Origin of the sequence: Streptomyces sp. LN549, from assembly GCF_043203805.1 — a bacterium.
In the GTDB taxonomy this organism is placed as follows: Bacteria; Actinomycetota; Actinomycetes; order Streptomycetales; family Streptomycetaceae; genus Streptomyces.
Genome location: NZ_JAZHRI010000002.1, coordinates 1,722,548 through 1,744,338, shown reverse-complemented (window position 1 = coordinate 1,744,338; position 21,791 = coordinate 1,722,548). Strand labels below are relative to the sequence as shown.

The 21,791-nt window shown below is 71.2% G+C and carries 22 protein-coding genes; 13 read left to right on the top strand and 9 right to left on the bottom strand.

Features of this window, described 5'->3' with window-relative positions:
* The first annotated feature begins 36 nt into the window (after positions 1-36).
* Positions 37-1,116, top strand: a complete 1,080-nt coding sequence (locus tag SH922_RS07715; protein WP_393056284.1) for a Zn-dependent alcohol dehydrogenase — start codon at positions 37-39, stop codon at positions 1,114-1,116.
* Here the strand turns inward: SH922_RS07715 and ppk2 are convergent.
* The 3 genes from ppk2 to SH922_RS07700 all read right to left on the bottom strand — a co-directional run bounded on the left by ppk2 (position 1,113) and on the right by SH922_RS07700 (position 3,713).
* Positions 1,113-2,039, bottom strand: a complete 927-nt coding sequence (ppk2, locus tag SH922_RS07710) for a polyphosphate kinase 2 (protein ID WP_393056282.1) — start codon at positions 2,037-2,039, stop codon at positions 1,113-1,115. The two genes, SH922_RS07715 and ppk2, sit on opposite strands and share 4 nt — an antisense overlap.
* Positions 2,005-2,985: a DMT family transporter gene (locus tag SH922_RS07705; protein ID WP_393056280.1), complete on the bottom strand. Its 981-nt coding sequence runs from the start codon at positions 2,983-2,985 to the stop codon at positions 2,005-2,007. The genes ppk2 and SH922_RS07705 overlap by 35 nt, the downstream gene beginning before the upstream one ends.
* A gap of 77 nt (positions 2,986-3,062) precedes the next feature.
* Positions 3,063-3,713, bottom strand: coding sequence for a TetR/AcrR family transcriptional regulator (locus SH922_RS07700; RefSeq protein ID WP_393056278.1), 651 nt, complete (start codon positions 3,711-3,713; stop codon positions 3,063-3,065).
* A gap of 64 nt (positions 3,714-3,777) precedes the next feature.
* Here SH922_RS07700 and SH922_RS07695 point away from each other — a divergent pair, with 64 nt between their 5' ends.
* The 3 genes from SH922_RS07695 to SH922_RS07685 all read left to right on the top strand — a co-directional run bounded on the left by SH922_RS07695 (position 3,778) and on the right by SH922_RS07685 (position 6,051).
* A complete protein-coding gene (locus SH922_RS07695; protein WP_393056276.1) occupies positions 3,778-4,965 on the top strand; it encodes an acyl-CoA dehydrogenase family protein in 1,188 nt (395 codons plus the stop codon).
* An 88-nt stretch (positions 4,966-5,053) separates the two neighbouring features.
* Positions 5,054-5,344 carry a YiaA/YiaB family inner membrane protein gene (locus SH922_RS07690; RefSeq protein ID WP_393056274.1) on the top strand — a complete coding sequence of 97 codons (291 nt, stop codon included), beginning with the start codon at positions 5,054-5,056 and terminating at the stop codon, positions 5,342-5,344.
* Between the two features lie 83 nt (positions 5,345-5,427).
* A complete protein-coding gene (locus SH922_RS07685; RefSeq protein WP_393056272.1) occupies positions 5,428-6,051 on the top strand; it encodes a TetR/AcrR family transcriptional regulator in 624 nt (207 codons plus the stop codon).
* A 75-nt stretch (positions 6,052-6,126) separates the two neighbouring features.
* Here the strand turns inward: SH922_RS07685 and SH922_RS07680 are convergent, their stop codons facing one another.
* Entirely contained in the window at positions 6,127-6,588 is a 462-nt protein-coding gene (locus SH922_RS07680) for a MaoC family dehydratase (RefSeq protein ID WP_326735322.1), read from the bottom strand.
* Positions 6,589-6,763: 175 nt separating this feature from the next.
* On the opposite strand from SH922_RS07680, the gene soxR reads away from it, so the two are divergent.
* The gene (gene soxR / locus SH922_RS07675) at positions 6,764-7,249 is read left to right on the top strand and encodes a redox-sensitive transcriptional activator SoxR (protein ID WP_393056270.1); all 486 of its coding nucleotides are present in this window, start codon (positions 6,764-6,766) and stop codon (positions 7,247-7,249) included.
* Positions 7,250-7,313: 64 nt separating this feature from the next.
* Here soxR and SH922_RS07670 read toward each other — a convergent pair whose 3' ends face one another.
* A complete protein-coding gene (locus tag SH922_RS07670; protein WP_393056267.1) occupies positions 7,314-7,925 on the bottom strand; it encodes a hypothetical protein in 612 nt (203 codons plus the stop codon).
* 230 nt (positions 7,926-8,155) lie between these two features.
* On the opposite strand from SH922_RS07670, the gene SH922_RS07665 reads away from it, so the two are divergent.
* The gene (locus SH922_RS07665; RefSeq protein WP_393056265.1) at positions 8,156-11,002 is read left to right on the top strand and encodes a penicillin acylase family protein; all 2,847 of its coding nucleotides are present in this window, start codon (positions 8,156-8,158) and stop codon (positions 11,000-11,002) included.
* A 128-nt stretch (positions 11,003-11,130) separates the two neighbouring features.
* Here the strand turns inward: SH922_RS07665 and SH922_RS07660 are convergent, their stop codons facing one another.
* Positions 11,131-12,408, bottom strand: coding sequence for an exo-beta-N-acetylmuramidase NamZ domain-containing protein (locus SH922_RS07660; protein ID WP_393056263.1), 1,278 nt, complete (start codon positions 12,406-12,408; stop codon positions 11,131-11,133).
* Positions 12,409-12,592: 184 nt separating this feature from the next.
* On the opposite strand from SH922_RS07660, the gene SH922_RS07655 reads away from it, so the two are divergent.
* Genes SH922_RS07655 through SH922_RS07645 form a run of 3 tightly spaced genes read left to right on the top strand, consistent with a single transcriptional unit; the run spans position 12,593 to position 15,639 of the window.
* Complete coding sequence (locus tag SH922_RS07655; RefSeq protein ID WP_393056261.1) at positions 12,593-13,357, top strand: SDR family oxidoreductase; 765 nt, start codon at positions 12,593-12,595, stop codon at positions 13,355-13,357.
* Positions 13,354-15,009, top strand: coding sequence for a class I adenylate-forming enzyme family protein (locus tag SH922_RS07650; RefSeq protein ID WP_393056259.1), 1,656 nt, complete (start codon positions 13,354-13,356; stop codon positions 15,007-15,009). Before SH922_RS07655 ends, SH922_RS07650 begins: the two co-directional genes overlap by 4 nt.
* Before the next feature lie 36 nt (positions 15,010-15,045).
* The gene (locus SH922_RS07645; RefSeq protein ID WP_393056257.1) at positions 15,046-15,639 is read left to right on the top strand and encodes a TetR/AcrR family transcriptional regulator; all 594 of its coding nucleotides are present in this window, start codon (positions 15,046-15,048) and stop codon (positions 15,637-15,639) included.
* Between the two features lie 20 nt (positions 15,640-15,659).
* Here SH922_RS07645 and SH922_RS07640 read toward each other — a convergent pair whose 3' ends face one another.
* The gene (locus SH922_RS07640) at positions 15,660-16,538 is read right to left on the bottom strand and encodes a LysR family transcriptional regulator (protein ID WP_393056255.1); all 879 of its coding nucleotides are present in this window, start codon (positions 16,536-16,538) and stop codon (positions 15,660-15,662) included.
* Between the two features lie 74 nt (positions 16,539-16,612).
* On the opposite strand from SH922_RS07640, the gene SH922_RS07635 reads away from it, so the two are divergent.
* Genes SH922_RS07635 through SH922_RS07620 form a run of 4 tightly spaced genes read left to right on the top strand, consistent with a single transcriptional unit; the run spans position 16,613 to position 19,499 of the window.
* Positions 16,613-16,777 (top strand): hypothetical protein, encoded by a 165-nt coding sequence (locus SH922_RS07635; protein ID WP_393056253.1) that lies wholly within the window; start codon positions 16,613-16,615, stop codon positions 16,775-16,777.
* A 49-nt stretch (positions 16,778-16,826) separates the two neighbouring features.
* Complete coding sequence (locus SH922_RS07630) at positions 16,827-17,465, top strand: helix-turn-helix domain-containing protein (RefSeq protein WP_393056250.1); 639 nt, start codon at positions 16,827-16,829, stop codon at positions 17,463-17,465.
* Positions 17,458-18,876, top strand: a complete 1,419-nt coding sequence (locus SH922_RS07625; protein ID WP_393056248.1) for a pyridoxal phosphate-dependent decarboxylase family protein — start codon at positions 17,458-17,460, stop codon at positions 18,874-18,876. The genes SH922_RS07630 and SH922_RS07625 overlap by 8 nt, the downstream gene beginning before the upstream one ends.
* Positions 18,873-19,499: an HAD family hydrolase gene (locus tag SH922_RS07620; RefSeq protein WP_393056246.1), complete on the top strand. Its 627-nt coding sequence runs from the start codon at positions 18,873-18,875 to the stop codon at positions 19,497-19,499. Before SH922_RS07625 ends, SH922_RS07620 begins: the two co-directional genes overlap by 4 nt.
* Here SH922_RS07620 and SH922_RS07615 read toward each other — a convergent pair.
* Together SH922_RS07615 and SH922_RS07610 are read right to left on the bottom strand one after the other, a co-directional pair.
* Positions 19,483-20,697: an acyl-CoA dehydrogenase family protein gene (locus tag SH922_RS07615; protein ID WP_393056244.1), complete on the bottom strand. Its 1,215-nt coding sequence runs from the start codon at positions 20,695-20,697 to the stop codon at positions 19,483-19,485. The genes SH922_RS07620 and SH922_RS07615 overlap by 17 nt on opposite strands.
* An 8-nt stretch (positions 20,698-20,705) precedes the next feature.
* On the bottom strand, positions 20,706-21,734 hold the full coding sequence (locus SH922_RS07610) for a phosphotransferase family protein (protein ID WP_393056242.1): 1,029 nt from the start codon (positions 21,732-21,734) through the stop codon (positions 20,706-20,708).
* Between the last annotated feature and the right edge of the window lie 57 nt (positions 21,735-21,791).

Sequence of the window (21,791 nt, the reverse complement as noted above, 5' to 3'; positions counted from 1 at the left end):
CCGAGTCCGCGTCCCCGATCAGCAAGGAGCCAGTCCGTGGTCCGCGCCGCCGTACTGTCCGCCGTCGGAGCTCCGCTGGAGATCACCGACATCACCCTGCCCGAGCCCGGCCCCGGCCAGGTCCGCGTCCGTCTCGCCGCTGCCGGGGTCTGCCACTCCGACCTCTCGCTGTCCAACGGCACCATGCGGCTGCCCGTCCCCGCCGTCCTCGGCCACGAGGGCGCGGGTACCGTCGTCTCGTTGGGCGAGGGCGTCAGCAACCTCGCCCCGGGCGACGGCGTCGTCCTCAACTGGGCGCCGTCCTGCGGCAGCTGTCATCACTGCGGCATCGGCGAGGTCTGGCTCTGCACCAACGCCCTGGCCGGGGCGGCGAACATCCACGCCCGCACCGCCGACGGCACCGAGCTGCACCCGGGACTGAACGTCGCCGCCTTCGCGCAGGAGACCGTGGTCGCCGCGAACTGCGTCCTGCCCGCTCCGGACGGCATCCCGCTCACCGACGCGGCCCTGCTCGGCTGCGCGGTACTGACCGGGTACGGGGCGGTCCACCACAGCGCCCAGGTCCGCGAGGGCGAGTCCGTCGTCGTGTTCGGCATCGGCGGCGTCGGCCTCGCCGTGCTCCAGGCCGCCCGGATCGCGGGCGCCTCGAAGATCGTCGCGGTGGACGTCTCCCCGGAGAAGGAGGAACTGGCGCGCCGGGCGGGTGCCACGGACTACGTGATCGCCTCCGCCACCACGCCCCGCGAGATCCGGGGGCTCACCGGAGGCCAGGGCGCGGACGTGGCCGTCGAGTGCGTCGGCCGGGCCGCCACCATCCGCGCCGCCTGGGAGTCCACCCGCCGTGGCGGCCGCACCACGGTCGTCGGCATCGGGGGCAAGGACCAGCAGGTGACGTTCAACGCCCTGGAGATCTTCCACTGGGGCAGGTCCCTGACGGGCTGTGTGTACGGCAACAGCGACCCGGCCCGCGATCTGCCGGTGCTGGCCGACCACATCCGGGCGGGCCGCTTCGACCTCTCGATGATGGTCACCGAACGGATCGCGCTGGACGGCATTCCGGCGGCCTTCGACAACATGATCGCCGGCAAGGGCGGCCGGGCCCTGGTGGTCTTCTAACTCCCGGCGGAAGCCTCCGAGCGTCCTGTGGTGAGCAGCCGGGCCTCCATCTCGCCCTGCTCGAAGAGCCGGGAGGCCGGGCCCACGATCAGTGGGTCCGGCTCCCCGGCCACCGTCGCGTCCTTGTCCGGGTAGTCGAAGCGGTGCAGGACGTGCCGGATCGCCTCCAGCCGGGCCCGCTTCTTGTCGTTGCTCTTCACCACGGTCCACGGAGCGTCCGCCGTGTCCGTGTGGAAGAGCATCAGCTCCTTGGCCTCGGTGTACGCGTCCCACTTGTCGAGCGATGCCAGGTCGACCGGGCTCAGCTTCCACTGCCGCACCGGATCGGTCTGCCGGCTCATGAACCGGTTGCGCTGCTCGTTGCGCGAGACGGAGAACCAGAACTTCACCAGGTGGATGCCGTCGCGGGCGAGCATCCGCTCGAACCCCGGGGCCTGGTGCATGAATTCGAGGTACTCGGGGGTCGAGCAGAACCCCATCACCCGCTCCACGCCGGCCCGGTTGTACCAGGACCGGTCGAACATCACGATCTCGCCGGCCGCCGGCAGATGCGCCACGTACCGCTGGAAGTACCACTGGGAGCGCTCGCGTTCGGTGGGCGTCTCCAGTGCCACCACCCGCGCACCACGGGGATTGAGGTGTTCGGTGAACCGCTTGATGGTGCCGCCCTTGCCGGCGGCGTCCCGCCCCTCGAAGAGGATGACGAGCCGTTCGTCGTGCTCCTTGACCCAGTGCTGGAGCTTCAGCAGCTCGATCTGCAGGGCGCGCTTGGACTTGTCGTACGCCTTGCGGCCGAGCTTGGTGGTGTACGGATAGTCCTCGCGCCAGGCGTCACGCGCCCGGCCCTCGGGCGTCACCAGAATCGGGCCGTCGGCCGCCTTCGCCTTCTTACGGCCGGTCCGCTGCTTGGCGCTCCGTGTCATGAGAGGGTCCTTCCACCTGCGGGGCCGGATTCCTCCGCGTCGCACCAGTCTGCGGACGCTTCCGGGAGACCGCCACCCCGGCCAGGCAGAGCAGTCCGCCGCCGACGGTGAGCAGCGCGGGCACCTCGTCCAGCAGCAGCCACGACATCAGCACCACGAGCGCGGGCACCGCGTAGGTGGTGGCGCCCATCCGTCCCGCCGTGGTGCGGGCGAGCGCGTAGGCCCAGGTGGTGAAGGCCAGCGCGGTCGGGAAGATCCCCAGATAGACCATGTTCAGGGTGGCCGGCAAGGGTGCGTCGGCCGCGTCCGAGACCAGCGCTCCGGCGAACGGCAGACACGCCACGGTGCCGACCAGGCAGCCGAACGTGGTGATCTGGAGCGCCGAGCCGTGCCGCAGCGCAGGCTTCTGGCCGACGACTCCGCCCGCGTACGCCACCGCAGCCAGCAGGCAGAGCAGCACACCCAGCACCGATGAGCTCCCGTGTCCCGACATGGAGAGCCCCACCACCGCGGCACCCGCGAAGGACACGCCCATGCCCAGCAGCAGCCGGCGCGGCAGCCCCTCGCCGAGCAGCCGGGCGCCGAGCAGGGCGATCAGCAGGGGCCCGATGTTCACCACCATCGCGGCGGTGCCGGCGTCCACCTGCTGCTCACCCCAGTTGAGCACCACCATGTACAGGCCGAACCACAGCAGCCCGGACCAGAGGATCCCCGGCCAGGCGGCCCGCGGCGGCAGCCCCTCCCGCCTCAGGAGCAGGAGGGTGCCGAGTGCCAGGGATCCGGCCAGCAGCCGTCCGAGAGCCAGTGCGCCGGGGGAGTAGGCCTCGCCCGCGCTGCGGATGGAGACGAAGGCGGAGGCCCACAGCACCACGGTGGTGCAGGCGGCGGCGGTGGCCCGCCAGTCTCGGTGTTCCGGGGGTGCGGCGGGGGAGGGGAGCGTCGTCATGGTCCTGACCGTAGGGCCAGGACAGTTCGGTGCCCACCGAATAGTTGCGGGCAGGCGGACGCGGCCGGCGCAGCGCTCTAACGCACGCCCTGCGCGGGAGGCGCGTACTGGAGGGCGAGCCCGTCGATCAGGGCCCGCAACCCCGTCTCGAAGGCCCCCTCGTCGACCTTCTGGCGGCGCTCCGCCAGCAGATGTGCCTGACCCAGGTGCGGATAGTCGGCCGGGTCGTACGCCGTCTCGTCGTCCACGAAGCCCCGGGCGAACGAGCCGAGAGCCGATCCGGTGACGAAGTAGCGCATCAGGGCCCCGATGTAGGTGGCCTGGGCGGGTGGCCAGCCCGCGCGGACCATCGCGCCGAACACGGCGTCGGCGACCCGCAGGCCGGCCGGGCGGCGGCCGGGGCCCTGGGCGAGCACCGGGACGATGTGCGGATGCGCGCTGAGCGCCGCACGGTAGGAGACGGCCCAGTCGTGCAGCGCGGCCCGCCAGTCGCGGGGGTCGGACTCGTCGAACATCGACAGATCGACCTGCGCGGAGACGGAGTCGGCGACCGCGTCCAGGATCTCGTCCTTGTTGCGGAAGTGGTTGTAGAGCGACGGCCCGCTGACTCCGAGCTCGGCCGCGAGACGGCGGGTCGAGACCGCGTCGAGCCCCTCGGCGTCCACGAGGGCGCTCGCCGTCTCGACGATGCGGACTCTGCTGAGGAGGGGCTTGCGCGGGCGGGCCATGCGGCACATAGTAGGCCCTGCGCACCTAAAACTAGCAGTGCTAATTAACGTGGAGAGTCGAAGGATGAACCTGGAGCTCAGCGAGGAGCAGGCAGCCGTCCGGCAGCTCGCCAAGGACTTCGTCGCCCGCGACGTCGCCCCGCACGTGGTCGAGTGGGACCGGGCCGAGAACGTCGACAAGTCGATCGTGAAGAAGCTGGGCTCTCTCGGCTTCCTCGGGCTGACGGTCCCCGAGGAGTACGGCGGCTCGGGTGGCGACCACCTCTCGTACTGCCTGGTGACCGAGGAGCTCGGCCGCGGTGACTCCTCGGTCCGCGGCATCGTCTCGGTCTCCCTGGGGCTGGTCGCCAAGACCATCGCCGCGTGGGGCGACGAGGAGCAGAAGCGGCAGTGGCTGCCGCGGCTGACCTCCGGGGACGCGGTCGGCTGCTTCGGCCTCACCGAGCCCGGTACCGGGTCGGACGCGGGGAACCTGACGACGAGGGCCGTGCGCGAGGGAGGGGGTGCCTCCCGCTCGAGCGGAGCCGAGGGTGGCGGAGACTATGTCATCAACGGCAGCAAGATGTTCATCACCAACGGCACCTGGGCCGACGTGGTGCTGCTCTTCGCCCGCACCAACGACACCCCCGGCCACAAGGGCGTATCCGCCTTCCTGGTGCCCACCGACACCCCCGGCCTCACCCGGCGCACCATCCACGGCAAGCTCGGTCTGCGCGGCCAGGCGACGGCCGAGCTGGTGCTGGAGGACGTCCGTGTCCCCGCCACCGCCCTCATGGGTCCCGAGGGCAAGGGTTTCTCCATCGCCATGTCCGCGCTGGCCAAGGGGCGGATGTCGGTCGCCGCCGGCTGTGTCGGCATCGCGCAGGCCGCCCTGGACGCGGCCGTGGGATACGCGGGCGAGCGCGAGCAGTTCGGCAAGCCGATCGCGAGCTACCAACTCGTCCAGGAGCTCATCAGCGACATCGCCGTGGACGTCGACGCCGCCCGCCTGCTGACCTGGCGGGTGGCCGACCTGATCGACCGCGGCGAGGCCTTCGCCACCGCCGCGTCCCAGGCGAAGCTCTTCGCCTCCGAGGCCGCCGTCCGCGCCGCGAACAACGCCGTCCAGGTCTTCGGCGGCTACGGCTACATCGACGAGTACCCGGTCGGCAAGCTGCTGCGCGACGCCCGCGTGATGACGCTCTACGAGGGCACCAGTCAGATCCAGAAGCTGATCATCGGCCGCGCCCTGACGGGGGTCTCCGCCTTCTGAGTCCCGCGTGAGCCGAACGGGCGTCTGAGTACCGGTCTGAGTACGCGGGCGGATGTGGTGTGCGCCACGCCGGCCGATGCTGGGCGGCATGAGTGAGACGACATCGGTCAAGCAGCAGAGCACCGCCGCCTTCTACGGACAGGCCGTCGCGTCCTTCGGGCTGGCGATGGGGGCGGTCGCCCTCGGGATCTACTTTCTCGACGCCGACGGCTGGGTCCGCGGCTTCCTCGCCATCGGGGTTCTCTACCTCGTCACGTCCGCCTTCACACTGGCCAAGGTGATCCGGGACCGGCAGGAGGCCGGCCAGATCATCAGCCGGGTCGATCAGGCCCGGCTGGAGAAGATCCTCGCGGAGCACGACCCCTTCCAGCAGCGTTGACCATCTCACCCCTCGGTCTTCTAAGCGCTTGCTCAGGATCGGGGTATGGTGTGCGTCCTGCTGACTGAGAGGGGCGACCGACGATGAGCACGGCGGAGGAGACCGACGGCGAGAACACGCCGTGGGCCGAAGTGACGCCCGAGGCCGCCCGGCGGCTCCTCGTCGCGGCCGTCGACGCCTTCGCCGAGCGCGGGTACCACGCGACCACCACCCGGGACATCGCCGGCCGCGCCGGAATGAGCCCCGCCGCGCTCTACATCCACTACAAGACGAAGGAAGAGCTGCTCCACCGGATCAGCAGGATCGGTCACGACCGGGCCCTGACGCTCCTGGAATCAGCCGCCGACGGCGAGGGCACGGCCACCGAGCGGCTTGCCGGTGCGGTGCAGGCCTTCGTCCGCTGGCACGCCGAGCGGCACACCACCGCACGCGTGGTCCAGTACGAGCTCGATGCGCTCGGCGATGAGCACCGCACCGAGATCGTCGAACTGCGCCGCAGGAGCGATGCGGCCGTGCGCCGGATCATCGGCGAGGGCGTGGCAGCGGGGGAGTTCGACGTCTCCGACGTGCCCGGCACCGCGCTCGCCGTGCTCTCGCTCTGCATCGACGTGGCGCGGTGGTTCAACGCGCAGGGCAGCCGTACGCCGGACGAGGTGGGCGAACTGTACGCCGGGCTCGTGCTGCGGATGGTCGCGGCCAAGCGCTGACGCGGCCGCCCCGGGCACCGGGAAGGGCGTTGTCCACGGCCCTGGCAGGGGCCCCGGACAACGCCCTCGTTCAGCTCAGAAGTAGAAGCGTGACACCGACTCGGCGACGCATGCCGGCTTCTCGCCGCCCTCGCGCTCGACCGTGACGACGGCGGTGACCTGCACGCCGCCGCCCGCCTCCTCGACGCTCTTCAGGACGGCCGTCGCCCGCAGCCGGGAGCCGACGGGCACGGTCGAGGGGAAGCGGACCTTGTTGGTCCCGTAGTTGATGCCCATCTTCGTGTTCTCGACCTGCATGACCTGCGGTACGAGCGCCGGCAGCAGCGAGAGTGTGAGATAGCCGTGCGCGATCGTGGTGCCGAACGGCCCGGCCGCGGCGCGCTCCGGGTCCACGTGGATCCACTGGTGGTCGCCGGTGGCCTCGGCGAAGAGGTCGATCCTCTTCTGGTCGACCTCCAGCCAGTCACTGTGCCCCAGCTGCTCGCCCACACCGTCGCGCAGCTCCTGCGCGGACGTGAAGATCCTCGGCTCTGCCATGTCCCTGGTCCCTGCCTTCCCGCTCTCGGCCATCCGTGGTCGCCTGTCCGACCGGCGATCAGGGGTGGCGTCGCCCTCGATTGCCAGCATGTCTAAGCGCTTGCTCAGCATGCTTGGCGGGTGCGTTCCTGTCAACGACGGACCGGGTGGGAGAGGGCCGCGTAGGGTTCGATGAGTGCCCCAGATCCCACAGACACTCCATGAACTCACGGTCGGCCAGCTTTCCGCGCGCAGCGGCGCCGCGGTCTCGGCCCTGCACTTCTACGAGGCCAAGGGCCTGATCAGCAGCAGCCGCACCAGCGGCAACCAGCGCCGCTACACCAGGGACGCGCTGCGCCGGGTCGCCTTCGTCCGCGCGGCGCAGCGGGTCGGCATCCCGCTGGCAACCATCCGTGACGCCCTGGCCGAGCTCCCGGAGGAGCGCACCCCGAACCGGGACGACTGGGCCCGGCTCTCCGCGGCGTGGCGCTCCGAGCTGGACGAGCGGATCCGGCAGCTGGGCAGGCTGCGCGACCACCTCACCGACTGCATCGGCTGCGGCTGCCTGTCGCTGGACACCTGTGTGCTCTCCAACCCGGACGACGTCTCCGGTGACCGGATCAGCGGTTCGCGCCTGATGCCGGAGCTCAAGGAGGCGAACCGGTCCGCAGGAGGGTGCTGAGCTCCCTGGTGGGTTCGCGGATGCCCGTCCGGCGGCCTCCGGGCGCCGGACGGGCATCCGCGCCTCAGGAGATCGTCGCCAGATCGCCGAGCCGGGAACGCCGTGCCTTGGCCAGCGCGTCGGGGGTGAGTACGGGCTGCGGCACCACGATCCCGCACCCGGTGCAGACCGGACCGGACCACGGCTCGCTGTCCAGGTCCTGCCGCCAGACGATGCGGGCCCGGGTGCACACCGGGCAGTCCGTACCCGGCTCCGACTCCAGGGCCGAGATCAGCCGGAGCAGCACGTCGGCGAGGGGCGCCGCCGGGTGGACGGCCGGGTCGCCGCACCGTGCGACCCCGTTCCCGCCCCAGGTGCGCCGGTGCCAGTCGTCGAACGCGCCCGGCCGGCGCAGTCCGTCGTGCTTCTCCCGCCTGCGGCGCTCGGCGAACCCCGCCTCGTACCCGAGCCAGACTGCCCGCGCCTTCTCCAGTTCCTCCAGCGCGCGCATCAGTCGCGCCGGGTCGGGTGCCCGGTCCTCCGGGCCTATCCCGTGCCGGACGCACAGGTGATCCCAGGTCGCCCGGTGGCCGTACGGTGCGAAGCGTTCCAGGCATTTGCGCAGCGAGTACCGCCGCAGTGCCAGATCGCTCCGCGGATCGCGGACCTGTCTCGCAAGACTCCGGAAACCGGCCATTGCGCCGCCACCTCCGTCGCTCGTACTCCGTCGCCCGCACTTCGGCGTCAGTGAATGGACGTACGACTGCCCGGATCGGCTCCATCCAATGACGAGTTGGTCCACTTGATGAGATGACGGCTCGTCATGCGGCGGAATGTGGCGATTCGGAAAAGGTGACCGATGTTCACCTTACCGACGGGTCATACCGCCGGTAACCTCCGGCGTATCGGCCTCTCCGAGGAGCACGCATGCCCCCACGCACCCGCATGTCCGTACGCACCGGCAGGACAGGAGCCGCCACCGTCGCGGCCGTTCTCGCCCTCGGCTCGTCCCTGTTGGCCTCCGCACCCCATGCGGGCGCCGCCGAGCCGGACCCCGTCCCCGTCGTCGACTACTGCCAGGGGCAGTGCGACGACATCCTGCCGCCCGGCGAGAACGGCAACGCCACCCTCGTCGAGATCCTCGGCAACAAGGCGTTCGGCACCCATCCGGCGCACAGCGACGACCAGCTCGACCGCTACGACGGCCTGGTGGCCGGGCACACGGGCCTCACCGACCAGAAGCTGAACGACTTCTTCAACGACGCCTCCTTCGGCGTCGCGAAGGACCAGGTCGAGTCCGTCACCTCGCCCCGCGACGACGTCACCATCACCCGGGACAAGGTGTCGGGCGTCCCGCACATCAAGGGAACCACCCGTTACGGAACCGAGTTCGGTGCCGGATTCGCCGCCGGTCAGGACCGGCTGTGGCTGATGGACCTCTTCCGTCACATCGGACGCGGGGAACTGACCTCGTTCGCCGGCGGCGCCCTGGCCAACCAGGGCCTGGAGCAGCAGTTCTGGCCACAGGCCCCGTACACCGAGGCCGATCTGGAGGCCCAGGTCGAGTACATCAGAACCCATGAGGGCCCCCGCGGCGAACAGGCCATGGCGGATGCGCAGGCCTATGTGGACGGCATCAACTCCTACCGGGAGAAGTCGAAGAAGGGCCGCTACTTCCCCGGTGAGTACGTCCTCACGGGCAAGATCGACTCCATCACCAACATAGGTGAGATCCAGCCGTTCAAGCTCACCGACCTGATCTCGATCGCCTCGGTGGTCGGCGGCCAGTTCGGTGGCGGTGGCGGCGGCGAGGTGCAGGCGGCGCTGTCCCTGCTGTCGGCCCAGCAGAAGTACGGCGTCGCCGAGGGGACCAAGGTCTGGGAGTCGTTCCGCCAGCGCAACGACCCCGAGGCCGTGCTGACCGTCCACGACGGCACCTCCTTCCCGTACGCGAACAGGCCGGACAAGGCCGTGGGGACGGCGTTGCCCGATCCGGGCTCCGTCACCACCGAGCCGCTGATCCACGACCGCACCGGCTCCGCGGGCACCAATGCGAAGGCCCCCGTCAAGGCGCCGGCCACGCTCAAGAAGGTCCAGGGCATCTACGACGACGGAGTCATCCCCGAGGGCTCGCTCCCCGGCTCCGGCTCCGGCGCCCAGAAGCGCGGCATGTCCAACGCCCTCCTGGTCTCCGGCACATCGACCGCGAGCGGGAACCCGGTCGCCGTGTTCGGCCCGCAGACCGGCTACTTCGCCCCGCAGCTGATGATGCTTCAGGAGATCCAGGGGCCCGGCATCAGCGCCCGCGGTGTCTCCTTCGCCGGAGTCGGCATGTACATCCAGATGGGGCGTGGGCAGGACTACGCCTGGAGCGCCACCTCAGCGGGCCAGGACATCACCGACACGTACGCCGTCGACCTGTGTGAACCCGACGGCTCCGCACCCACCAAGGCCTCCACGCACTACCTCTACCGCGGTGACTGCACCGCCATGGAGAAGCTGGAGCGCTCCAACTCCTGGAAGCCGACCGTCGCCGACTCGACGGCGAAGGGCTCCTACCGGATGCAGGTGTGGCGCACCGGCTACGGCATCGTCACCCACCGCGCCACGGTGGACGGCAAACCGGTCGCCTACACGACCCTGCGCACCACCTACCGGCACGAGGCCGACTCGATCATCGGCTTCCAGATGCTCAACGACCCGTCCTACGTCACCGACGCCGCCTCCTTCCAGCAGGCGGCGGGCAACATCGACTACGCCTTCAACTGGTTCTACGCCGACTCCCGCACCGCGGCCTACTACAACAGCGGCATGAACCCGGTCCGCGCGGCCGGCGTCGACCCGGCCCTGCCCATCAGGGCCGAGAAGGCGTACGAGTGGCAGGGCTACGACCCGGCGGCCAACACCGCCGCCTACACCCCCTTCGCCGAGCACCCGCACTCCAGCGGCCAGGACTACTACGTCTCCTGGAACAACAAGCAGGCCGAGGGGTACGCCTCCGCGGGCTTCGGGCTCAGCGCGGTGCACCGGGCCGACCTGCTCGACGACCGGGTGTCGAAACTGGTGGAGGAGGGCGGTGTCACCCGCGCCTCCCTCACCCGGGCGATGGCGGACGCGGCCCTCACCGATCTGCGCGGGGAGCAGCTGCTGCCCGAACTGCTCAAGGTGATCCGCTCCCAGCCGGTCACCGACCCGGACCTGAACGCGGTGGTCCAGCAACTGGACTCCTGGCGGGCGTCGGGTGCCCAGCGCAAGGAGAGCAGCCCGGGCTCGCACGCGTACACCTACGCCGACGCGGTGCGGATCATGGACGCCTGGTGGCCGAAGCTGATCGAGGCGGAGTTCAAGCCGGGGCTCGGTGACGATCTGTACGGGGCGCTGACCGCGAACCTCGCCACCGACGAGTCCCCGGCGGCCAGCCACGGGCCGAGCGGCGCGCACAGCGGTTCGGCGTTCCAGTACGGCTGGTGGGGTTTCGCCGACAAGGACCTGCGCCAGGTGCTGGGCCAGCCGGTCAAGGGGCCGCTCGCCAGGTCCTACTGCGGCAACGGCGATCTGAGCAGCTGCCGCGCGGCGCTGCTGTCCACGCTGAAGCAGGCGGCGGCGGTGCCGGCGGCCGAGGTGTACCCGGCCGACGGCAGCTGCAAGGCCGGTGAGCAGTGGTGCACCGACTCGATCATCCACCGGGCGCTGGGCGGGATCACGCAGAAGGCGATCCACTGGCAGAACCGCCCGACGTACCAACAGGTGGTGGAGTTCCCGGCCCACCGATAGGGCCTTTCGTCCGGATCAGGACGGACTGGGGAGCGTGCCGGACCCCGCGAGCCCGGCCTGATCCGGACGAGAGGACCTGGGGCGAGTTCACCGGGCGGGCCCGCGTGTGCGGGCCCGCCCGGTGCGCCTCACCGGTACTGCAGGTACCGCTTGCGCACGGCCCGGAACGCGGCCAGGTCCTGCGCCCACGCCCCCACGACCTCGTCCGTGTCGGCGCCCGCGTCGATCATCGTGCGGACCCGGGTGTTGCCGGTGAGCTTGTCGATCCAGTTGTCCGGGCGCCAGGCGAAACCGCTCCAGGTCTGCTTCGCGGTCACCAGCAGCGCGATGCCGGTGCGCACCGGGTCGAAGACCTCGCGGTCCTGGACGTGCACCTGCACCCCGCCCACCGTCTTGCCCTGGAACTTGGAGAACGTCGGCGCGAAGTACGCCTCGCGGAAGGCCACTCCGGGGAGGTCCAGCGCGTTCGCGGCGGCCGCCCAGGTGTGGTCGACGCCCTCCGCGCCGAGCAGCTCGAACGGCCGCGTCGTGCCGCGCCCCTCGGAGAGGTTGGTGCCCTCGAAGAGGCAGGTGCCCGAGTAGACCAGTGCGGTGTCGGGCGTCGGCATGTTGGGGCTGGGCGGCACCCACGGCAGCCCGGTCTCGTCGAAGAAGTCCGAGCGCGACCACCCCGACATCTTCACGATCTCCAGCTCGGCCGGACGGTCCGCCAGGAACTCCCCGTTGAACAGAAGCGCCAGCTCGGTGACCGTCATGCCGTGCGCCTGCGCGATCTCCCGGCGGCCCACGAAGGTGCCGAACGCGGGGTCGAGCACCGGCCCGAGCGCCGCCCGACCCGTCACCGGGTTCGGCCGGTCCAGCACGACGAACTTCTTGCCCGCGAGGGCCGCCGCCTCCAGGCAGTCGTACAGCGTCCAGATGTACGTGTAGAAGCGGGCGCCCGCGTCCTGGATGTCGAAGACGATCGTGTCCACGCCGGACGCGGTGAACACGTCGGCGAGGGCCTGACCGCTCTTCAGGTACGTGTCGTAGACCGGCAGCCCGGTCGCCGGGTCGTCGTAGCGCCCCTCCGAGCCGCCCGCCTGCGCGGTGCCGCGGAAGCCGTGCTCGGGGCCGAAGACGGCGGTCAGGTTCACCCGCTCGTCAGGGTGCATCACATCGACGATGTGCCGGACGTCGGAGGTGATCCCGGTCGGGTTGGTGACGACGCCGACCCGTTGCCCCTTCAGCAGCGCGTATCCGTCCGCCGCCAGGCGGTCGAAGCCGGTGCGGAGCCGGCCGTGGCCGGCGCCGTGCCCCTTGCCGGACGAGGGGAGGGCGGCTGCGGGTCCGGCCGAAGCGGCGGTCGCCGCGAGAGCTCCCACCGCACCGCCGGCGGCCAGCAATCCACGCCTGGACAGGCTCATTCGGCTACCTCCATGATCGCGACGTCTGTCATGGTCACGCACGCTAGCGCGCGTGAGGGCCGCAGGGAACGTGCCGGACGGGGCGGCTGTGCACGGAGTGGCGGATGAGCGGCCCAGACCCCTTCCCCGACGACATACCGACCGGTTAGTCTGCCGTTGCAGTCGGCTGAGAGAGGCGGGACCGATGAGTACGGTGCAGGGCGCGGGCGTAGTGGTCACGGGGGCCGGGGGCGGCATCGGAGCCGCGCTGGCCCGCAGATTCGCTGCTGAGGGCGCGCGGGTCGTGGTCAACGACCTCGACGAGGGCCGGATCAAGGCACTCGCCGAGGAGATCGGCGGCACCGCGGTCGCCGGCGACGCCTCGCAGATCGTCGACGCCGCGCGGGACGCCCTGGACGGCACCGTGGACGTCTACTGCGCAAACGCGGGCCTCGCCTCGCCCGGCGACGTCTTCGCCGACGAGGAGGTCTGGGCCGCGGCCTGGGACGTCAATGTGATGGCCCACGTCCGCGCGGCCAGGGCGCTGCTCCCGGACTGGCTGGAGCGGGGAAGCGGCAGGTTCGTCTCGACCGCCTCCGCCGCCGGACTGCTGACGATGATCGGCGCGGCGCCGTACAGCGTCACCAAGCACGGCGTGGTCGCCTTCGCCGAGTGGCTCTCGCTCACCTACCGCCACCGCGGCATCAAGGTCCACGCGATCTGCCCGCAGGGTGTGCGCACCGACATGCTCACCGCCGCCGGATCGGCCGGGAAGCTCGTCCTCGCCCCCAGCGCGATCGAGCCCGAGGACGTCGCCGAGGCCCTCTTCGACGCCATGGCCGCGGACCGCTTCCTCGTCCTGCCGCACCCCGAGGTCGCCGGCTACTACCGGGCCCGCACCAAGGACACCGACCACTGGCTCGGCAATATGAACCACCTCCAGCGGAAGTGGGAGGAGACCGGCGCATGAGCGAGTCGATCTACGCGGCCAAGCCCTGGCTCCCGCTGCTCAGCGAGGCCCAGCGGGCCCCCGTCAGCCCCGCCGAGACCCTGGTGCACGCCTTCCGTGACTCCGTGGCCCGGGCCCCCGGGCATCCGGCGCTCGCCTACTTCGACGGACGCCTCACCTACGCCGAGACCGACGCGCTCTCCGACTCCGTGGCCGGCCACCTCGCCGCCCGGGGACTGGGGCGCGGCGACCGGGTCGCGATCATGCTGCAGAACTCGCCGCAGTTCGTCCTCGCGCTGCTCGGCGCCTGGAAGGCCGGGGCGACGGTCGTCCCGCTCAACCCGATGTACAAGTCCGCCGAGGTCGGCCACGTACTGAAGGACGCAGAGGTCACGGCGCTGATCTGCTCCGACCGGGCCTGGGAGGCGTATCTGCGGGACACCGTGGCCGGCGCCCCGTCCGTCAGGATCGCCGTCACCGCCTGCGAGCTCGACCTCCAGACGAAGAACGACGAGCGTGTCCTCGGCTTCGAGCGGCTGCCGGCCGCAGACGCCGACGACCTGGTGACCGTGGCCCGCAAGGGTCTCGCAGCCCCCGCCGGCCGGGAGCTCGCCGCCGCCGACGTGGCGCTGATCAGCTACACCTCCGGGACCAGCGGCACCCCCAAGGGCGCCATGAACTCCCACGGCAACATCATGGTCAACGCCGAGCGCCAGCGCACCGGCCACCCCATCGCCGAGGGCTCCTCCTACTTCGCCCTGGCCCCGCTCTTCCACATCACCGGCATGGTCTGCCAGCTGGCCGTTTGCCTCGCCAACGCGGGCACCCTGGTCCTGGCGTACCGCTTCCACCCCGGTGTCGTCCTCGACGCCTTTGCCGAGCACCGCCCCGCCTACACCGTCGGCCCGTCGACCGCCTTCATGGCGCTCGCCGCGACCCCCGGCGTCACGCCCGAGCACTTCGCTTCCTTCCAGGTGATCTCCTCCGGCGGCGCACCGCTTCCGCCCGCGCTCGTCGAGAAGTTCCGGGCGGGCTTCGGCCCGTACATCCGCAACGGCTACGGACTCACCGAATGCACCGCTCCCTGCGCCGCGGTGCCACCGGAGCGCGAGGCGCCCGTCGATCCGGTCTCCGGCACCCTCTCGGTCGGCGTGCCCGGCCCGGACACGGTCGTGCGCATCATCGACGAGAACGGGGCCGACGTGCCCTTCGGTGAGCAGGGCGAGATCGCGGTGCGCGGTCCCCAGGTCGTCACCGGGTACTGGCGGCTGCCCGAGGCCACCGCCACCGCCTTCCCGGACGGCGAGCTGCGCACCGGCGACATCGGCTTCATGGACCGCGAGGGCTGGCTCTACGTCGTCGACCGCAAGAAGGACATGATCAACGCCTCCGGCTTCAAGGTCTGGCCGCGCGAGGTGGAAGACGTCCTCTACACCCACCCGGCCGTGCGCGAGGCCGCCGTCGTCGGCGTCCCCGACGCCTATCGCGGCGAGACGGTCCGCGCCTATGTCAGTCTGCGGCCCGGCGCCTCGGTCGAACCCGGCGAATTGGGTGCGTACTGCAAGGAACGGCTTGCCGTGTACAAGTACCCGCGCGAAGTCGAGATCCTGACGGAACTTCCCAAGACGGCAAGTGGGAAGATCCTCAGGCGGGAACTGCGTTCACCCCGTTAGAACGGTTCACCACAGCACGGAAGGAAGGTGGCGGCTATGGCCAAGGCGACGGACGGGAGCGGTACCCCCGTCCCCCAGCGGCTGCTGGCCGCCGCCACCCGGCTCTTCGCCGAGCAGGGGTACGACCGCACCTCGGTCCAGGAGATCGTCGAGGCCGCCGGCGTCACCAAGGGTGCGCTGTACCACTACTTCGGCTCCAAGGAGGATCTCCTCCAGGAGGTGTACGCCCGGGTGCTGCGGCTCCAGCAGGAGCGGCTCGACGCCTTCGCGGACGCCGATGCGCCGGTCGAGCAGCGGCTTCGTGACGCCGCGGCCGACGTGGTCGTCACCACCATCGAGAACCTCGACGACGCCTCGATCTTCTTCCGCTCCATGCACCACCTGAGTCCCGAGAAGAACAAGCAGGTACGGGTGGAGCGGCGCCGTTACCACGAGCGCTTCCGTGCGCTCGTGGAGGAGGGGCAGCGCAGCGGGGTGTTCTCCACGGCCACGCCGGCGGACCTGATCGTCGACTACCACTTCGGCTCGGTCCACCACCTGTCGACCTGGTACCGGCCGGACGGCCCGCTGACCCAGCAGGAGGTCGCCGACCACCTCGCCGACCTGCTGCTGCGCGCACTGCGGCCGTAGGACCTCATCCAGGACCCCCTTCAGGACCCGCCGCCGGCCAGCCGGCCGAGCAGCGCCTCCGCCGCGGGGTTCCGCGGCCGGGGGGCCCGGCCCACCAGCACGACCGTCCGGCCCGGTTCGGGCTGACGGATGCTCACGCACGGCAGCCCGGCGTCCTGGCCGATCCGGCGCGGCACGATCGCGACGCCGATGCCCGCCCGTACGAGGTCGACGAGCAGCCGGATCTGCGTCACGTCACAGGTGATCCGGCGCTCCAGACCGCAGTGAGCGGCCAGCCGCCGTACCGCTGTCTCCAGGCCGGTGCCCGCGCGGAAGTCCACGAACGGCTCGTCGGCGAGGTCCTTGATCAAGGTGCGCCCGGCGGTCGCCAGCCGGTGGCCGGGGGCCGTGATCAGGACCAGGTCCTCCCGCCAGGACGCGAAGGCCACGATGCCCTCCGGGAGCTCGGCCGCGTCCGGCGCCAGATAGGCGAGATCCAGCTCGCCCGCGCGCACCCCTGCCACCAGGTCCGGAGTCGTCGCCTCGCGGAGTGAGATCTGCACCCCGGGCCACAGCCGGTGGAACGCGGCGAGCTCGGCGGCCAGATCCACGCAGGTCAGCGTCTGGATCGTGCCGATACGTACCCGCCCGGTGGCCAGCCCCGAGACGGCGGCCACAGCGTCGCGCGCCGCGTCGGTCCCGGCCAGCACCGTCCGGGCCGACGGCAGGAGTGCCCGGCCCGCCTCGGTCAGCACCACCCGGCGGCCGGTCCGCTCGAACAGGTCGGCTCCCAGCTCCCGTTCGAGATTGCGGACCGAGGTGCTCAGGGCGGACTGCACGATCAGTTCGGCACGGGCGGCGGCGGTGAAACTGCCGTGCGTGATCACCGCCATGAAGTGGCGGAGCTGGCGAATCTCCATCCATCTACGGTAGCGATCACAGCCAGCGAATCCATCTGTTGGACCGAATGCCGTGGCGGGGTGAAGGTGGATACATGGCGCACATACAGACTTCGACGCGTGTCCCCGCCCTGTGGAAGGCGGCCTACGGGCCGCACCGGGCGAGGCCCCTCCGGCTCCTCGCCCGGTGTCTGCTGCGGGTGAGGGCCTTCGCCCGCGAGCTGGCGCTCGCCGACCACGTACCGTACGGCGGCTACTGAGCGCCGCCGACTTCTTCTATAGAGGATGGAGTATCTCTATAGTGGAGGAATGAGTGACGACAACGCCTTGTCGAGCGGTCTGTCGATGGCTGAGCTGGGTGCCAGGGTGCGGGCCGAGCGCCGGAGCCGGGGGCTCGCCCTGGAACGGCTCGCCGCACTGAGCGGAGTCAGCCGGAGCATGGTCTCCGAAGTGGAGCGCGGCACCAAGACACCCAGTGTGCTGGTGCTCGACCGCCTGGCGACCGCCCTCGGCACCTCGATCGCGCGGCTCCTGGACGAACCCGTCCGGCCCGCCACCACCGTGCTGACCCGCGACCGTCAGCAACGGGTGCGCGATCCCGCCGGCTGGGAGCGGCGCATTCTCTCGCCGGTCCTGCCCGGTGTGGAGTTCGAGTTCATGCGCACCACCCTGGAACCCGGCGTCGACGCGGGGGAGTTCGCCGCGCACCCACCGGGATCGCACGAGTACGTGGCGGTGGAAGCCGGGTGCCTGCGGCTCACCGTCGACGGCGCATCGCATCTGCTCGCGGCCGGGGACTCCGCCTACTTCCCCGGCGACCGCCCGCACGCTTTCGCCGACGGGGCGGACGACGGGCAGCCCTGCGTGTACTACCTGGCCATGGCTCTGGGCCCGGGCGAGGGCGTGGGCGCACATTCCCTCGCGCGGCACGGCGGACACGATGGATGAGCTGCGCGGGGCGGCGCGGGCCGCCGCGGACCTGGCGACCGGTCACCTGGCCGGGGTGCCGGACGGGCCCGTGTGGCAGCCCGTGCCGGAGGAGGACCGGGCCTGGCTCACCGGACAGGCACTGCCCACGAAGGGGCGCACCCTGTCCGGACTGCTCCACGACGTGCGCGAGCGCGTCCTGCCGCATCCGATGGGCAACGGGCACCCCCGGTTCTTCGGCTGGGTCAACTCACCGCCCTCGCCCGCCGGTGTCCTGGTCGCCCCGCTCGCCGCGGCGATGAACCCCAGCTGCGCCGGCGGCGACCATGCGGGCGTGCTGCTGGAGCGCACTGCCGTACGGTGGCTGGCCGAACTGGCCGGCTACCCGCACCCGCCCGGCGGCGGACTGCTGACCGGCGGCGCCTCTCTGGCCACCGTCATCGCCCTGGCCGCCGCGCGGCAGCGCGCCATCGGTGAACAGGGCGGCGACGTGAGGGAGGAGGGGCTGTACGGCCGTCCGCCGCTCGTGGTCTATGTGTCGCAGGAGGGCCACAGCTGCCTGCGCAAGGCCGCCGAACTCCTCGGCCTGGGCAGCAGGTACGTCCGTACCGTCCCGGTCGGCCGGGACTTCCGGATGGACACCGAAGCGCTGCGCCGCGCGATCGCGAAGGACCGGGTGGCCGGGCTCCGCCCGTTCTTCGTGGCCGCGAGCGCCGGCACCGTGAACACCGGCGCTGTCGACCCGCTCGACGAGATAGCCGGCATCGCCCGCGAGCACGGCCTGTGGTTCCACATCGACGGCGCCTACGGAGCGCTCGGCGTCCTCGACGAGGGGGCGGGTCCTCGCTACGCGGGGCTCGCGCGGGCGGACTCACTCGCCCTCGACCCGCACAAGTGGCTCGGCGTCCCCGTTGACTGCGGCTGTGTCCTCTTCCGCGATCCGGCGGCTCCCCGCGCCGCCTTCAGTCTCGTACCGTCCTATCTGCGCGACGACAGCGCCGACGGCCTCGGCTGGTTCTCGGAGTACGGGCCCGAACAGACCCGCCCCTTCCGCGGGCTGCGCGTCTGGAGCACCATCGCGCACCTCGGGCGCGAAGGAGTGACGCGCCTGGTCCGGCGCACCTGCGGGCTCGCCCGGACACTCGCGGCCGCGGTCGAGGCGGACGGCGACTTCGAACTGCTCGCCCCGGTCGTCACGTCCGTCGTCGCCTTCCGGTACCGGCCCGCCGGGACCGGCGCCGACGGCACCGACCGGCTCAACGAACTGATCCCGGCAGCCGTCCAGCGGCGCGGACAGGTCTTCCTCACCGGTACCCGGCTCTCCGGAACGGCGGCGCTGCGCGCCTGCATCCTGAATCCCGCCACCACCGAGGCCGATCTCGAGATCCTGCTGGACGAAATCCGCAACTGCGCAAGGGAGATGGCCGTATGACAGCCCGGCATGTGGTGGTCGACCTCGGAGGCGTGCTCTTCCCCTTCGACCACGCCCACCGCCTCCACCGCCTCTCCGCCGCGTTCGGACTGTCCCCGGAGCGGGTCGACGAGGCCCTGTGGACCTCGGGGTTCAGCGCCGACTGCGACCGGGGCGTCCACGCGACGGCGGCCGAGGTGCGCTCGGGTATCCGTGCCGCCACCGGGTTCACCGGCAGCGACGAAACGCTGGACACCGAGTGGTGCAGCGCGTTCCGTCCCGACCGGGCGGTCGCGGCCGAACTCCTGGGCCGCACGCCGCAACCGGTGCTGTTCACCAACAACGGGCCGCTGGAGGAGGAGGTGCTGACCCGGCTGTATCCCGAGATGTTCGAAGGCTTCGGCCGGCTGGTGTTCAGCCACCGCATCGGCCACCGCAAGCCCGAGGCGGCCGCCTTCGCCGCGGTCACGGAGCTGCTCGGCGCGCGGCCCGGCGACGTGCTCCTCATCGATGACAGCCTGCGCAACACCGAGGCGGCACGCGCCTTCGGCTGGGACGCCGTCCACTACCGGGGCCCGCGCTCGCTCCACGGGGCGGGCCCGGGACAGGGCCCGCCCGACCGAAGCCCTACACGAACTTCTTGATCTCACGCCGGGCCAGCGACCGCTGGTGCACCTCGTCCGGGCCGTCCGCCAGCCGCAGCGTCCGCGCCGCCGCCCACAGTTCGGCCAGCGGGAAGTCCTGGCTGACGCCGCCCGCACCGTGCAGCTGCACCGCCTGGTCGAGGATGGAGACGACCGCCCGCGGGGTGGCGATCTTGATGGACTGGATCTCCGTGTGCGCACCGCGGTTGCCCACGGTGTCCATCAGCCAGGCCGTCTTCAGCACCAGCAGGCGCAGCTGCTCCACGGTGACGCGGGCGTCCGCGATCCAGTTCTGCACCACGCCCTGCTGGGCGAGCGTCTTGCCGAAGGCGTTCCGGGCCACCGCGCGGCGGCACATCAGCTCGATGGCGCGCTCGGCCATGCCGATCAGCCGCATGCAGTGGTGGATCCGGCCCGGACCCAGCCGCGCCTGGGCGATGGCGAAACCGCCGCCCTCCTCGCCGACCAGGTTGGCCGCGGGCACCCGCACGTTGTCGAAGAGGACCTCGGCGTGGCCGCCGTGGTAGTGGTCCTCGTAGCCGTACACCTTCATGGCGCGCTTCACGGTCAGGCCCGGGGTGTCGCGCGGGACGAGGATCTGTGACTGCTGGCGGCGGATGTCCTCGCCGTCCGGGTCGGTCTTGCCCATCACGATGAAGATCGCGCAGTCCGGGTTCATCGCCCCGGAGATGTACCACTTGCGGCCGTTGATGACGTAGTCCTCGCCATCGCGGGTGATGCGGGTCTCGATGTTGGTCGCGTCCGACGAGGCGACCTCCGGCTCCGTCATCGCGAACGCGGACCGGATCTCCCCGGCCAGCAGCGGCTCCAGCCACTGCTTCTTCTGCTCCTCGGTGCCGAACTGCGCCAGCACCTCCATGTTCCCGGTGTCCGGTGCCGCGCAGTTCAGCGCGGTCGGCGCCAACTGCGGGGAGCGGCCCAGGATCTCCGCCAGCGGGGCGTACTGGAGATTGGTGAGCCCGGCGCCGTACTCGGCGTCCGGCAGGAAGAGGTTCCACAGCCCCTGCCTGCGGGCCTCGGCCTTCAGGTCCTCGACGACCTGCGGGGTGTCCCACGGCGACGCGAGCTGCTCCCGCTGCTCGTCCGCGGTCTTCTCGGCCGGGTAGACGTGCTCGTCCATGAAGGTGAGCAGCTTGGCGCGCAGCTCTTCGGTGCGGGCGTCGAATGCGAAGTCCATGGGGTGGGTCAGCCTTCCTGGAGGGTGGTGAGGCCGTGCTCGATGAAGACGGGGACGAGGTCGCCGATGCGGTCGAAGCCGCCGCCGACCGTCTGGCCCAGGGTGTAGCGGTAGTGGATGCCCTCCAGGATCACGGCGAGCTTGAACCAGGCGAACGCCGTGTACCAGGAGATGCCGGAGGTGTCCCGGCCGGAGCGGGCCGCGTAGCGCTCGATCAGTTCGGCGGGGGAGGGGTGACCGGCCGCGCCGCTGGTGGTGGAGACCGGTGACTCGGGCAGGCCCAGGTCGGAGCTGTACATCACCAGCAGGCCGAGGTCGGTGAGCGGGTCGCCGAGCGTCGACATCTCCCAGTCGAGGACGGCCTTGATCTCGTCGTCCGCGCCGATCAGCACGTTGTCCAGGCGGTAGTCGCCGTGGATGACGGTCGGGGCGGGGGAGTCGGGGAGCTGCCTGCCGAGTGCCGCGTGCAGCTCGTCGATGCCGGGAAGTTCGCGGTTGCGGGAGGCGTCCAGCTGCTTGCCCCAGCGGCGCAGCTGCCGGTCGAGGAAGCCCTCGGGGCGCCCGAAGTCGCCGAGGCCGACGGCCTGCGGGTCCACGGCGTGCAGTTCCACGAGGGTGTCGACCAGGCCGAGCACGGCCTTGCGGGTGCGCTCGGGGCCCAGCGGGGCGAGCTGCTCCGCCGTGCGGTACGGGGTGCCCTCGACGTACTCCATGACGTAGAACGGCGATCCGATGACCGAGTCGTCCTCGCAGAGCAGCAACGGTTCGGGGACCGGTACGGCCGTGGGGTGCAGCCCGCTGATCACCCGGTGCTCGCGCTTCATGTCGTGCGCGGTGGCCAGCACATGGCCCAGTGGCGGCCGGCGGACGACCCAGCGCCCGGTGCCGCCCGTGTCCGTGACGACGTATGTCAGGTTCGAGCGGCCGCCCTCGATGAGCCGGGCGTCGAGCGGTCCGTTCACCAGACCAGGCCGCTCCCGGTCGAGATGTCCGCGCAAGCGGTCGAGGTCGAGACCTGGCGGGTGGACTGGGCTCATCGTGCGCACCTCCGGGGTGGAAAATCAGTCGGTGTTCATGATGCCGACCAGTCGGTA

What these genes read in the sequence shown, in the direction of transcription:
- ppk2 (WP_393056282.1), bottom strand. Translation starts at nt 2,039, where the DNA reads ATGACACGGAGCGCCAAGCAGCGGACCGGCCGTAAGAAGGCGAAGGCG.
- SH922_RS07705 (WP_393056280.1), bottom strand. Translation starts at nt 2,985, where the DNA reads ATGACGACGCTCCCCTCCCCCGCCGCACCCCCGGAACACCGAGACTGG.
- SH922_RS07700 (WP_393056278.1), bottom strand. Translation starts at nt 3,713, where the DNA reads ATGGCCCGCCCGCGCAAGCCCCTCCTCAGCAGAGTCCGCATCGTCGAG.
- SH922_RS07695 (WP_393056276.1), top strand. Translation starts at nt 3,778, where the DNA reads ATGAACCTGGAGCTCAGCGAGGAGCAGGCAGCCGTCCGGCAGCTCGCC.
- SH922_RS07690 (WP_393056274.1), top strand. Translation starts at nt 5,054, where the DNA reads ATGAGTGAGACGACATCGGTCAAGCAGCAGAGCACCGCCGCCTTCTAC.
- SH922_RS07685 (WP_393056272.1), top strand. Translation starts at nt 5,428, where the DNA reads ATGAGCACGGCGGAGGAGACCGACGGCGAGAACACGCCGTGGGCCGAA.
- SH922_RS07680 (WP_326735322.1), bottom strand. Translation starts at nt 6,588, where the DNA reads ATGGCAGAGCCGAGGATCTTCACGTCCGCGCAGGAGCTGCGCGACGGT.
- SH922_RS07670 (WP_393056267.1), bottom strand. Translation starts at nt 7,925, where the DNA reads ATGGCCGGTTTCCGGAGTCTTGCGAGACAGGTCCGCGATCCGCGGAGC.
- SH922_RS07665 (WP_393056265.1), top strand. Translation starts at nt 8,156, where the DNA reads ATGCCCCCACGCACCCGCATGTCCGTACGCACCGGCAGGACAGGAGCC.
- SH922_RS07660 (WP_393056263.1), bottom strand. Translation starts at nt 12,408, where the DNA reads ATGAGCCTGTCCAGGCGTGGATTGCTGGCCGCCGGCGGTGCGGTGGGA.
- SH922_RS07655 (WP_393056261.1), top strand. Translation starts at nt 12,593, where the DNA reads ATGAGTACGGTGCAGGGCGCGGGCGTAGTGGTCACGGGGGCCGGGGGC.
- SH922_RS07650 (WP_393056259.1), top strand. Translation starts at nt 13,354, where the DNA reads ATGAGCGAGTCGATCTACGCGGCCAAGCCCTGGCTCCCGCTGCTCAGC.
- SH922_RS07645 (WP_393056257.1), top strand. Translation starts at nt 15,046, where the DNA reads ATGGCCAAGGCGACGGACGGGAGCGGTACCCCCGTCCCCCAGCGGCTG.
- SH922_RS07640 (WP_393056255.1), bottom strand. Translation starts at nt 16,538, where the DNA reads ATGGAGATTCGCCAGCTCCGCCACTTCATGGCGGTGATCACGCACGGC.
- SH922_RS07635 (WP_393056253.1), top strand. Translation starts at nt 16,613, where the DNA reads ATGGCGCACATACAGACTTCGACGCGTGTCCCCGCCCTGTGGAAGGCG.
- SH922_RS07630 (WP_393056250.1), top strand. Translation starts at nt 16,827, where the DNA reads ATGAGTGACGACAACGCCTTGTCGAGCGGTCTGTCGATGGCTGAGCTG.
- SH922_RS07625 (WP_393056248.1), top strand. Translation starts at nt 17,458, where the DNA reads ATGGATGAGCTGCGCGGGGCGGCGCGGGCCGCCGCGGACCTGGCGACC.
- SH922_RS07620 (WP_393056246.1), top strand. Translation starts at nt 18,873, where the DNA reads ATGACAGCCCGGCATGTGGTGGTCGACCTCGGAGGCGTGCTCTTCCCC.
- SH922_RS07615 (WP_393056244.1), bottom strand. Translation starts at nt 20,697, where the DNA reads ATGGACTTCGCATTCGACGCCCGCACCGAAGAGCTGCGCGCCAAGCTG.
- SH922_RS07610 (WP_393056242.1), bottom strand. Translation starts at nt 21,734, where the DNA reads ATGAGCCCAGTCCACCCGCCAGGTCTCGACCTCGACCGCTTGCGCGGA.